The 12,165-nt window shown below is 40.3% G+C and carries 13 protein-coding genes; 12 read left to right on the top strand and 1 reads right to left on the bottom strand.

The genetic code is table 11. The features are described 5' to 3' along the window. The first annotated feature begins 8 nt into the window (after positions 1-8). The 10 genes from H9648_RS02310 to sufB all read left to right on the top strand — a co-directional run bounded on the left by H9648_RS02310 (position 9) and on the right by sufB (position 9,046). Positions 9-1,034 (top strand): methionine ABC transporter ATP-binding protein, encoded by a 1,026-nt coding sequence (locus H9648_RS02310; RefSeq protein WP_191752154.1) that lies wholly within the window; start codon positions 9-11, stop codon positions 1,032-1,034. After that, positions 1,027-1,695, top strand: a complete 669-nt coding sequence (locus H9648_RS02305; RefSeq protein WP_137791770.1) for a methionine ABC transporter permease — start codon at positions 1,027-1,029, stop codon at positions 1,693-1,695. The genes H9648_RS02310 and H9648_RS02305 overlap by 8 nt, the downstream gene beginning before the upstream one ends. 29 nt (positions 1,696-1,724) lie before the next feature. Further along, a complete protein-coding gene (locus tag H9648_RS02300) occupies positions 1,725-2,543 on the top strand; it encodes a MetQ/NlpA family ABC transporter substrate-binding protein (RefSeq protein ID WP_191752153.1) in 819 nt (272 codons plus the stop codon). Between the two features lie 253 nt (positions 2,544-2,796). After that, the gene (locus H9648_RS02295; RefSeq protein WP_191752152.1) at positions 2,797-3,177 is read left to right on the top strand and encodes a carboxymuconolactone decarboxylase family protein; all 381 of its coding nucleotides are present in this window, start codon (positions 2,797-2,799) and stop codon (positions 3,175-3,177) included. Between the two features lie 275 nt (positions 3,178-3,452). Next, complete coding sequence (locus H9648_RS02290; RefSeq protein WP_186320635.1) at positions 3,453-3,593, top strand: YuzK family famiily protein; 141 nt, start codon at positions 3,453-3,455, stop codon at positions 3,591-3,593. Between the two features lie 241 nt (positions 3,594-3,834). Beyond that, a complete protein-coding gene (gene sufC, locus H9648_RS02285) occupies positions 3,835-4,620 on the top strand; it encodes a Fe-S cluster assembly ATPase SufC (RefSeq protein ID WP_191752151.1) in 786 nt (261 codons plus the stop codon). Between the two features lie 19 nt (positions 4,621-4,639). Beyond that, positions 4,640-5,938: a Fe-S cluster assembly protein SufD gene (gene sufD, locus H9648_RS02280; RefSeq protein WP_191752150.1), complete on the top strand. Its 1,299-nt coding sequence runs from the start codon at positions 4,640-4,642 to the stop codon at positions 5,936-5,938. Further along, positions 5,938-7,158, top strand: coding sequence for a cysteine desulfurase (locus H9648_RS02275; RefSeq protein ID WP_191752149.1), 1,221 nt, complete (start codon positions 5,938-5,940; stop codon positions 7,156-7,158). The genes sufD and H9648_RS02275 overlap by 1 nt, the downstream gene beginning before the upstream one ends. After that, positions 7,148-7,594 carry a Fe-S cluster assembly sulfur transfer protein SufU gene (sufU, locus tag H9648_RS02270; RefSeq protein ID WP_191752148.1) on the top strand — a complete coding sequence of 149 codons (447 nt, stop codon included), beginning with the start codon at positions 7,148-7,150 and terminating at the stop codon, positions 7,592-7,594. The genes H9648_RS02275 and sufU overlap by 11 nt, the downstream gene beginning before the upstream one ends. A gap of 54 nt (positions 7,595-7,648) precedes the next feature. Then, the gene (gene sufB / locus H9648_RS02265) at positions 7,649-9,046 is read left to right on the top strand and encodes a Fe-S cluster assembly protein SufB (protein ID WP_137791777.1); all 1,398 of its coding nucleotides are present in this window, start codon (positions 7,649-7,651) and stop codon (positions 9,044-9,046) included. A 71-nt stretch (positions 9,047-9,117) separates the two neighbouring features. Here the strand turns inward: sufB and modA are convergent, their stop codons facing one another. Beyond that, complete coding sequence (gene modA, locus H9648_RS02260; RefSeq protein WP_191752147.1) at positions 9,118-9,912, bottom strand: molybdate ABC transporter substrate-binding protein; 795 nt, start codon at positions 9,910-9,912, stop codon at positions 9,118-9,120. 298 nt (positions 9,913-10,210) lie between these two features. Here modA and nfsA point away from each other — a divergent pair, with 298 nt between their 5' ends. Beyond that, a complete protein-coding gene (nfsA, locus tag H9648_RS02255) occupies positions 10,211-10,957 on the top strand; it encodes an oxygen-insensitive NADPH nitroreductase (RefSeq protein WP_191752146.1) in 747 nt (248 codons plus the stop codon). Positions 10,958-10,981: 24 nt separating this feature from the next. Beyond that, positions 10,982-11,824, top strand: a complete 843-nt coding sequence (locus H9648_RS02250; RefSeq protein ID WP_191752145.1) for a DUF72 domain-containing protein — start codon at positions 10,982-10,984, stop codon at positions 11,822-11,824. Positions 11,825-12,165 lie beyond the last annotated feature (341 nt).

Genomic DNA, 12,165 nt, shown 5'->3' with positions numbered 1-12,165 from the left:
TAAGAAACTTGATTAATTTACAGTCAGTCCGTAAAGTCTTTCAAACCAAAGATGGTGAAGTAAAGGCTGTTGATACGGTAGATTTAAACATAAAGCAAGGAGAAATATACGGAATCATCGGTTACAGTGGTGCGGGTAAAAGTACACTGATTCGAATCCTTAATATGTTGGAGCGCCCGACTAGCGGTACGGTTACGATCGGCGGCAAAAACATGTCTGAACTGTCACCGAAAAAATTAAGAGAGGCTAGACAAGAAATCTCAATGATCTTTCAGCACTTTAACTTGTTATGGTCTCGCACAGTTAGAGAAAACATTGCGTTTCCTCTTGAAATCGCGGGTTATCCAAAAGCTAAGATCAAACAACGCGTTGATGAGTTGATCGACCTTGTTGGATTGGAAGGTCGTGGTGGTTCCTATCCGTCGCAGCTAAGTGGTGGGCAAAAGCAGCGTGTAGGTATTGCGCGTGCTCTTGCTAATGAGCCCAAAGTACTTTTATGTGATGAAGCAACTTCAGCACTTGATCCTAAAACAACCGACAGCATCCTGGATCTGCTGGTTGAGATCAATCAAAAATTAGATCTGACAATCGTTCTTATTACACATGAGATGCATGTGATCAGAAAGATCTGTCACCGTGTTGCTGTAATGGAGCAAGGGAGAGTCGTAGAAGAAGGCGATGTATTAAATGTCTTCAAAAACCCGACAGAACCAATCACGAAGGATTTTGTGAAACAAGTAACAGAACCTGAAGAAACAGTAGATACGATTAAACAATTCATTACTGAATTTCCTGAAGGACGCATCGTTCAGCTGACTTTTATCGGTGGACGAGCTGGTCAACCATTAATTACGGAACTGATTCGTAAGTATGAAGTGGATGTTAATATTCTTCAAGGTAAGATTACACAAACTCAGAATGGACCTTACGGGACGTTGTTTATTCAGATAAAAGGTACAGAATCTGCACTAGCTCGTGCTATGGAGTTCTTAAACAGTGTGCAGGTTGAAGTAGAGGTGATTCATAATGCTTAGTACATGGTTCCCAAACGTACAGTGGGACGTTCTATTAGAAGCGACAAAAGAAACATTGTATATGTCTGCAATCTCAGTGGTCATTACATTTTTTCTAGGGCTTGCTCTTGGTTTGGCGTTATTTTTAACGTCGCCTGGAAACCTGTGGGGAAATAAGTTCTTAAATAGTGTCATTGCCATAATCGTTAACGTATTTCGGTCGATTCCGTTTATTATCTTAATCATCTTATTGATTCCATTTACACGCTTGATCGTAGGAACGATGCTAGGAGCTGAAGCAGCTCTACCTGCTCTTATCGTAGGTGCTGCACCATTTTATGCACGTATGGTAGAGATCGCTTTGAGAGAGATTAATAAAGGGGTTATTGAAGCGGCCAAATCAATGGGTGCTACAAATGCTCAGATTATATTTAAAGTTCTAATTCCAGAAAGCACTCCGGCTCTTGTTTCAGGAATCACTGTTACTGCGATCGCACTAGTAAGTTATACGGCAATGGCTGGAGTTGTTGGTGCTGGCGGCTTAGGAAACTTGGCTTACATGGAAGGTTACCAAAGAGACAATGCGGATGTTACGTTGATTTCAACAGCACTCATCTTAGTTATCGTCTTCGTCATCCAATGGATCGGTGATCGAATTACAACTTCGTTAGATAAGAGATAATTGTTTTTAACAACAAGGAGGAAGTTCATATGAAAAAAGTATTATCTGTTCTTGTATTAACCGTTCTTGTTGCAGCACTTGCTGCTTGCGGGAACAAAACTGAAGGCGGTATAAGCGACGAGAAGATCATTGTAGGTGCTTCAAACGTACCACATGCTGAAATCTTGGAAGAAGCAAAACCTCTTTTGAAAGAAAAAGGCATTGAACTTGAGATTAAAACGTTCCAAGATTATGTATTGCCGAACAAATCTTTAGATGAAAAAGAAATCGGTGCGAACTACTTTCAGCACGTTCCATATTTAGAGTCTCAAATGAAAGATCATGGATACAAATTCGAGAACGCGGGTGGCATTCACCTTGAGCCGATCGGTATCTATTCAAAAAAATACAAATCACTGGATGAACTACCTGAAGGCGCAACGATCATCATGTCTAACTCTGTAGCAGATCACGGCCGTATGCTTGGCTTACTTGAAAAAGAAGGCTTGATCAAAGTGAAAGAAGGTGCCGGAGCAGAGGCACAGATTAAAGATGTTGTTGAAAATCCTAAGAAGCTTAAATTTAAAGCAGACGTTGATGCAGGAATGCTTCCAAAAGCATTTAAGAACGGTGAAGGCGATGCGGTTCTGATCAACACAAACTACGCGATCGATGCTGGATTAAATCCTCAAAAAGATGCGATCGCATTAGAAGGATCTGACTCTCCATTCGTAAACATCATCGCGGTGCGTGAAGGAGATAAAGACAAGAAATCTGTTAAAGCGCTAGTAGAAGCTCTTCGTTCTAAAGAGATTCAAGATTTCATTAAGAAGAAATATGAAGGGGCAGTAGTGCCGGTAACAAAATAATCCTCTATAGAGAACTGACTTTGATGTTAAAGTCAGTTCTTTTTTTGAGTAAAAATCGATCAACAACACGTTATAGTCCTCCAAACTAACTTATAGACCCTGCGATTCCATTTATAGGCCTACAAAATTTTTTATAGTCCTTCCATATCATTTATAGGCTTTTCGACAAAAAAACTTAAGAAAGTTTATTACATAACCGGCTTCTGAATAACTCATACTAAACCTGTTTACTATTTTGACAGGAGTGAATGGAATGAAACAAGAAGAGCAGCCGCTACCAGGATCGAATTCAACGCAATATCACCTAATCCGCTATAAAGAAGGTTTAGGGAAATATAATGAGAACATGCCTGAACTTACCCATGCTTATAATGAATTTACCCGCCATTGTTTTAAAGAGGGCGAGATCTCAGAGAAGTATAAGCAGTTGATCGCGTTAGGCATCAGCATCTATTCGCAAGATGAGTACTGTATTATCTACCATACAAAAGGATGTTTAGATCAAGGGTGTTCAGAAAATGAAATTCTTGAGACTGTAGGAGTTTCTGCTGCATTTGGTGGAGGAGCGGCTATGAGCCAAGGTGTGACCCTTGTTCAAGAGTGCATTAAGGAATTAAATAAGCCTCGTCATTAATTAAATGTCTAATTTCCACAATTTTCGTGTTTTGAAATCATCCTAAAAGGTAATGGAAGTAATGTAGCGCATTTAGCAGGATAACATAGAACGTCACATCTGTTTTCAATAGAAATCATTATGCAAGTGTATGCAGGGTGATTTCACTCGGATAACGGATTGAGCAAAATATGTGTTGCTGATACGCTAACATTAGTAAATAACTTTAACTTTGAAAGGATTGATTCATTATCCACCCCATTAAAGTAAAACATACGTCCGAGATGGAAAAAGCAATGCACCAGTCACATGGCTGTGGTTTTGCAGAGTATGAGAGGGATTTGGAAAAAAGGTTAGACGTTGAGAAGGTCCGAGATAAGGAATACAAAAAAGGATTAGAAATAGCGGCAGATGCAAATAGAAACCATACGCCGTAACATATGAACATAAAATTACAAAAGGCTGATTCATAAGGTGGTTTACCGCCTCATGAGTCAGCCTTTTTTCAAATATTGTGACTGATGAACAATTTAAATGACAACAATGGAAAAGTAAACAGCTCGTTCCCTTGAACATACATTTCATTTGTTATAAGATTAGAATGAGAATAAATTGAGAATGGCTATTTTGTGCCTTTTATCAAAATCTTAAGAATGATTTCTTAATGGAGGTTGTATTATGTCAGCACCTAATTTAAAGATTGAAGATCTTCGTGTATCTATTGAAGATAAAGAGATTATTAAAGGTTTAGATCTCGAAATAAATGGTGGAGAAATCCATGCAATCATGGGACCTAACGGAACAGGAAAGTCTACTCTTTCTGCAGCGTTAATGGGACACCCGAAATATGAAGTAACTTCTGGTAAAGTTACGTTCAACGGAGAAGATCTTTTAGAGATGGAAGTTGATGAGCGTGCGCAAGCGGGTCTTTTCTTAGCTATGCAGTACCCATCAGAAGTAAGCGGTATTACAAATGCTGATTTCCTACGTTCTGCTATCAATGCTAAGCGTGAAGAAGGCGACGAAATTTCTCTAATGAAATTTATCCGTGAGTTAGATAAAAAGATGGATCATCTTGAGATGGACAACGCGTTTGCTCACCGCTACTTAAACGAGGGATTCTCAGGTGGAGAAAAGAAACGTAATGAGATTCTACAATTGATGATGCTTGAGCCAAAATTAGCAATCCTTGATGAGATCGATTCAGGACTTGATATCGATGCTCTTAAAGTAGTAGCTAAAGGTGTTAACGAAATGCGCAACCCGGATTTCGGTTGCTTGATCATCACTCACTACCAACGTCTATTGAACTACATCACTCCTGATAAAGTACACGTGATGATGCAAGGGCGTATTGTAAAATCTGGTGGACCTGAATTAGCTCAACGTCTAGAAGCTGAAGGGTACGACTGGATTAAAGAAGAGTTAGGAATTAAAGACGAAACTGTTGGTCAAGAAGCGTAAGCATTAAGGGGGACTATACATGTCAGTTGATACGAGCCTAAGATTTGATAAGGACTACGTAACCGGTTTTTCAAGCAGCAGACAGGAACCCGCTTGGCTGCAGGAACTTCGTTTGCAAGCATTGGAATTAGCTCAAGAGCTTCCAATGCCTAAACCGGACAAAACTAAGATCGATAAATGGAACTTTACAGAATTCAAACATGAAGCAACTGGCACTCCTGTTGCGTTCAATGAACTTCCTGAAGATGTTAAGGCATTGATCGGTTCTGAAGAAGAAGCGAAAAATGTTCTTGTTATCCATAATGGAACACCTGTTTATTTTGCACTAGAGGAATCCGTAAAGGATCAAGGTGTTATTTATACAGATCTTCTAACAGCTGCAAAAGAGCATGAAGATTTAGTGAAAAAGTACTTTATGAAAGCTGTTACGGTTGATGAGAACCGTTTACCAGCACTTCATGCAGCACTATTCGTTAATGGAGCATTTCTTTATGTTCCAAAGAACGTGGAACTTTCTGCTCCTATTCAAGCAGTTTATTATCAAGACGATGAAGCAGCGATTTTCAACCACGTTATCGTTGTTGCAGAAGATAACAGCTCAGTAACGTATGTAGAAAACTACTTATCAACGAACGATTCTACAGATTCAGTAGCAAACATCGTTTCTGAAGTGTTTGCTGGAAGCGGTGCAAAAGTAGTTTACGGTGCTGTAGATAACCTTGCAAAAGGAATGACAACATACGTGAACCGCAGAGGCCGTGCTGAGAAAGATGCACGCATCGAGTGGGCGCTTGGTCAGTTTAACGACGGAAATACGGTTTCTGACAACACCACTCACTTGATTGGTGACGGTTCTTTTACAGATACGAAGACTGTTACAATCGGGCGCGGTGATCAAAAGCAAAACTTCGTAGCGCAAATCTTTAACCACGGAAAGCATTCTGAAGGTTATATCCTGACTCATGGGGTAATGAAAGATAATGCGAGCTCTATTTTTAACGGTATTACAAAAATTGAGCACGGTGCTACTAAGTCTCATGGTGAGCAAACAGAACGTGTACTCATGTTAAGTGAAAAAGCACGTGGTGATGCGAACCCGATCCTTTTGATCGATGAAGATGATGTTACAGCAGGTCATGCTGCTTCAGTTGGAAGAATCGACCCTCTTCAGATGTTCTATCTGATGAGCCGCGGTATTTCAAAAGCTGAAGCTGAACGTTTGATCATTCATGGATTCTTAGCACCAGTAGTTAGTCAAATGCCTTTAGAATCTGTAAAAAATCGTTTAGTCGAGGTTATTGAAAGGAAAGTGCGCTAATGAGTGCAAACGAATGGAGAAAGCTGTTTCCTATCCTAGATCAGGAAGTTAACGGCAAACCTCTCGTTTACCTTGACAGTGCAGCCACTTCACAAAAACCGATACAAGTTATTGAAGCTTTAGATAAGTATTATAAAGAGTACAACTCGAATGTTCACCGTGGTGTTCATACACTTGGAACTCGTGCTACAGATGGTTATGAAGGAGCACGTGAAAAGGTACGCCGTTTTATCGGTGCTAAATCCACTCAGGAAATTATCTTTACACGTGGTACAACAACAGCGATCAATACGGTAGCAAGAAGCTATGGTATGGCTAACCTTTCAGAGGGTGATGAGATTGTGATTACTCCAATGGAGCATCACAGCAACATTATTCCATGGCAGCAAGTGGCGAAAACCACTGGTGCAACGCTTAAGTACATTCCTTTACAGCCTGATGGCACGATTGATCTTGTGGATGTTGAAAATACAGTTACAGAGCATACTAAGATTGTCTCAGTTATGCAGGTATCGAACGTATTAGGAACGATCAACCCGATCAAAGAGATCGCAGCGATCGCACATAAGAACGGAGCTGTAATGGTAGTGGACGGCGCTCAGAGCGCCCCTCACATGAAAGTAGACGTTCAAGATCTCGATTGTGATTTCTTTGCCTTTTCAGCACATAAAATGTGTGGACCTACAGGCATTGGCGTGCTCTACGGAAAAAAAGCACTCCTAAACAAGATGGATCCTGTTGAGTTCGGTGGAGAGATGATTGATTTTGTAGGACTTCAAGAATCAACGTGGAAAGAGCTGCCTTGGAAGTTTGAGGGTGGTACACCGATCATCGCAGGTGCGATCGGTCTAGGTGCTGCGATTGATTTCTTAGAACAAGTAGGTCTTGATAATGTGTTAAAACATGAACATGTACTTGCTGAATATGCGATGGAGCGCCTTTCAGAGTTAGATGGTGTTACGATCTTTGGTCCGAAAGAACGAGCAGGACTTGTAACGTTCAACTTAGATGATGTTCATCCGCATGATGTAGCAACCGTTCTAGATTCTGAGGGAATTGCTGTTCGTGCAGGCCATCACTGTGCACAGCCTCTCATGAAATGGTTAGATGTTACAGCAACAGCACGTGCTAGCTTTTACCTGTATAACACTGAAGATGACATCGATGCTTTTCTTAAAGGCTTAACAACAGCAAAGGAGTATTTCGGTCATGTCTTCTAATTTAGATCAGCTATATCGTCAGGTCATCATGGATCATTACAAAAACCCGCGTAATAAAGGGTTTATTGAAGATAATGCTCTGACGATCAATATGAATAACCCGACATGCGGCGATCGCATCCAGCTTACTTTAAAAGTAGAAGATGGAAAGATCGAATCGGCTAAGTTCGACGGTGAAGGGTGTTCGATCAGTTTAGCATCAGCTTCTATGATGACACAGGCTGTTAAAGGTCTTCCTGTCGAAGATGCTGTAAAGCTTGCAAAGATTTTTTATGATATGATGTTAGGGAACGACTATGATGATGAATCCTATGATCTAGGTGACATCGAAGCTCTTTCTGGCGTTTCCAAGTTCCCAGCTCGCATCAAATGTGCCACACTTGCGTGGAAGGCGATGGAGCAAGGGGTAGGAAAAGATGAGGAAGAGGAAGAATAAGTTCCTTTTGAAAATGAGTTAAAGAGTGCCAATCCAGTAAGGAGGGATTCTGTAATGGCTAAGAAAATGCCGGATATCGGCGAATATAAATATGGTTTTAGAGATAAAGACGTTTCCATTTTCAGATCGAAGCGTGGGTTAACAAAAGAGATCGTAGAAGAGATCTCCCGCATGAAGAACGAGCCTGAATGGATGCTTGAATTCCGTTTGAAGTCATTAGAGCAGTTCTATAAGATGCCAATGCCACAATGGGGCGGAGACATGAAGGACTTAAACTTTGATGATATTACGTATTATGTTAAGCCATCTGAGAAATCTGAGAAGTCTTGGGATGAAGTGCCTGCTGAAATTAAAGCGACTTTTGACAAGCTAGGAATTCCAGAAGCTGAACAGAAATACCTTGCAGGTGTATCTGCACAGTATGAATCAGAGGTTGTATACCACAACATGAAAGAAGACCTTTCTGACTTAGGTATTCTTTTCACAGATACGGATACGGCTTTAAAAGAGCACGAAGAGATCTTCCGTGAGCATTTTGGAACGATCATTCCGCCAACTGATAATAAGTTCTCAGCACTTAACTCTGCAGTTTGGTCTGGTGGATCTTTCATTTACGTACCAAAAGGCGTTAAATGTGATACTCCACTTCAAGCATACTTCCGAATTAACTCTGAAAACATGGGTCAGTTTGAACGTACGCTGATTATTGCAGATGAAGATAGCTCTGTACACTACGTAGAAGGATGTACAGCACCCGTTTATTCTACAAACTCACTTCATAGTGCGGTTGTAGAAATCATCGTTAAAAAGAACGCTTACTGCCGTTATACAACGATTCAAAACTGGGCAAACAACATCTACAACCTAGTTACGAAGCGTGCAGTTGCTGAAGAGAACGCAACGATGGAATGGGTAGATGGAAACATCGGATCACGTTTAACGATGAAATACCCGGCAGTTATCATGAAAGGCCGTGGTGCGAAAGGTACGATCCTTTCTATCGCGATCGCTGGTAAAGGACAGCACCAAGATGCTGGAGCAAAAGTATTGCACTTAGCACCAGACTGTTCTTCTACTATCGTGTCGAAGTCGATCTCTAAGCATGGCGGTAAAGTAACATACCGTGGTATCGCTCATTTCGGACGTAAATCTGATGGATCTAAATCCAACATCAAGTGTGATACACTGATCATGGATAACCAATCCACTTCAGATACGATTCCGTACAATGAGATTCTTAACAACAACATCACTTTAGAGCATGAAGCGACTGTATCCAAAGTTTCTGAAGATCAGTTGTTCTACCTTATGAGTCGTGGTGTTTCTGAACAAGAAGCAACGGAAATGATCGTAATGGGCTTCATCGAGCCGTTTACGAAAGAACTTCCAATGGAATATGCAGTAGAGATGAACCGTCTGATCAAGTTCGAGATGGAAGGTTCTATCGGATAATTAAGAAAAGCCTTGGTGTTTATAAACACCAAGGCTTTTATGTGTGTTGAGCACTATCAAATGTATGTGAACTATTTTTCGATCTTTTTAAATCCAAACTCTACAAACGTTTTTAAGGCTGCGTCATTTTGCAAATAGTCAAAGAATCGTTCTGCTTCTTTCTTGTGCGGAGTTTCTTTTAGTACACCTACAGGATAAATAATGGATGCATGTGTATCTTTGTTAGCAACAGCAGCTACTTTTACTTTAGATGAGGTCATTGCATCAGTCTTATAGACAATACCAGCATCGACATTACCCGTTTCTACGTATGTAAGTACTTGACGAACGTCTTTTGCATAAACGATTTTCTTTTCAACTTTCTTAATTAAACCTAAGTTCTCTAGTGTTTCTGCGGCATATTGGCCTGCTGGAACTGTTTCAGGAGTACCGATTGCTATCTTTTTGACCGCTATTAAATCTTCGAAACGTTTAATGTCTTGTGAGGAATCTTTTCTAACGACAAGGACCAACTCGTTTCCAACAAGATCTGTTTCTTGTTTCTTTTCAATAAGTCCTTCTTCAATAAGCTGGTCAAATTTATCTTCTGCTGCTGAGAAAAAAAGATCAACAGGTGCTCCGTTAGAGATTTGCTGTTGAAGGGCTCCAGAACCTCCGAAATTGTAAGTAATTTTAACATTTGGATGTTCTTTTTCATAATTGCTCGCAATTTTATTCAATACATCTTGTAAACTGGCTGCTGCCGAAATTGTTATTTCTACATTGGGATCCTTCTCGGCTGATTTTGAAGATTCATTTTTTGAGCAAGCAAACAAAAACGTTGAAAGCAAACAAATTAGAAGCAAGATTGTATAACTTTTCTTCATCTTCTCTCTCCTCACTTAACTTTTGTTTTTGAATGTCAGGTAAGAATATATAGAAAAAAGACGCCCGATTGGACGTCTTTTTTGCGTATATTGCGGCGAGAGACAGCACTCCACATAGTGCATTGCCAAAAAAGGCGCGTCAATCTCATCTTATGCAATTAGCTCATCGCTAGATTAGTATACCACCACTTTGCATTAAAGAGAAGAAGATATTATTGAGACTTCAAATGGTTCGCTTTTTTATAGACGAAAAAGTTATAATGCAATCAACCATAACTTTAGAGAAGGAGCATATGTGATGAACGAGATGATAGAAACGATATTAGCTCATCGATCGATTCGAAAGTTTAAGAACAAGCCATTAGATGAAGAAATCGTTGAAACACTTGTACAATGCGCTCAGGCCGCATCTACTTCAAGCTATCAACAAGTTTGCACGATTATAGGGGTAGAGAACCGGGAAAAGAAAGAACAACTAGCTGAGCTTGCGGGTAATCAATCGTACGTCGCTGACAACGGCTATTTCTTTGTTTTTTGTATGGATTACAACCGACATCAAATAGCAGCAGATATGAAAACAATAGATATTCACGAAACGATTCAATCGACAGAAGGGTTTATCGTAGGCACAGTGGATGCCGCTCTTGCTGCACAAAACCTGTCTATAGCAGCTGAGTCGCTAGGACTTGGAATTGTGTATATCGGTGGACTTCGAAATTCTCTGGAAGAAGTGTCAGAGCTATTGGGTTGCCCAGACCATGTTCTTCCGTTATTTGGTGTAGCTGTAGGGTATCCAGATGCAGAACCTGGGAAAAAGCCGCGCTTGCCAATGGAAGCTGTTTTTCATAAGAATCAATACCAAAGTTCTGAGGAAACAGAAGCTCTCTTAGATCAGTATGAAAAAGAAACAGCTGCGTATTACACAGAAAGAACGGGCGGAAAGCGTACAGATGGCTGGGTCACGCAGATCACAGCATCAATGGCGACTCCTAAACGAACGTATATGAAAGAATTTGTCCGATCAAAAGGATTAAATAAATTGTAACTCACAGGCAGGTGACTTCAAAGAATGATAAAAATCGGTGTAACAGGCTGGGGAGATCATGATTCTCTTTATCCAGATGGTACTCCTGCAAGAGATAAGCTTGCTGTATATAGCGGCCACTTTCCTGTTGTAGAAGTTGACTCTTCCTTTTATGCAGTGCAGCCTGTCAAAAACTATGAGAAATGGGTAGCTTCTACACCAAAGGATTTTTCATTTGTAGTAAAGGCTTATCAAGGTATGACGGGACATTCAAGAGGCAAGCTGCCTTTTGACTCTGTTAAAGAAATGTATGAGGCATTTATCGAGTCTATTCAACCTGTCATCACATCAGGCAAGCTTGAGATGGTCTTGTTTCAGTATCCTCCTTGGTTTGATTGTAAGAAGGAGAATGTTCAGATGCTGCGTTATGCAAAAGAAATGATGGGTGGTATTCCAGTAGCTCTTGAGTTTCGTAACCAGACGTGGTTCAGTGATGAGATGAAGGATAAGACGCTACAATTTATCCGGCAAGAGAATTGGATTCATACGGTCTGTGATGAACCTCAAGCAGGACAAGGTTCAATTCCAATCGTCATGGACACAACACCCGAGAAGACACTCGTACGAATGCATGGCCGAAACGTATATGGCTGGAACAACCAAGGTCAGCCGAACTGGAGAGAAGTACGTTATCTTTATCGTTATAATGAGCCAGAGCTTCAAGAATGGAGTGAGCGCATACAACAGCTTTCTTCAGAAACAAAGAATTTAACCATTCTTTTTAATAATAATTCAGGTGGGGATGCTGCTGATAACGCGAAGCAGATGATTGAACTTCTGGATATTCAATATGACTTTTTGGCTCCAAGGCAATTGGATTTGTTTTGAGTTTTCCTTATATTACAAATCCATTTCAAAAAGAAGGAATCGATTCATTTTTCAATGTAGACTGATATACTAATAGGGTGAATGAAATCAGTTTGCTGGATGAAGAAAGTGGGGATCACTTTGAATTTCAAAAAATTGATTCAGATGATGTACTGCTTACAAATTGCCTTTATCGTCAGTGGCGTTTACCTGCTATGTGTCTACATATTTATCAATGATGCGAAGCGCATACAGTTCTTATCCTTGGTCTTATGCATTAATCTTATTTCATTAAAAATAACAAGAGATCGTTTTAAAGCATAAAGTGAACACCCTCCGCCATTTTGGCAGAGGGTGTTGTC

Source organism: Fictibacillus norfolkensis, from assembly GCF_014836645.1.
Lineage (GTDB): Bacteria > Bacillota > Bacilli > Bacillales > Fictibacillaceae > Fictibacillus > Fictibacillus norfolkensis.
This window is presented reverse-complemented; position numbering and strand designations above follow the sequence as displayed.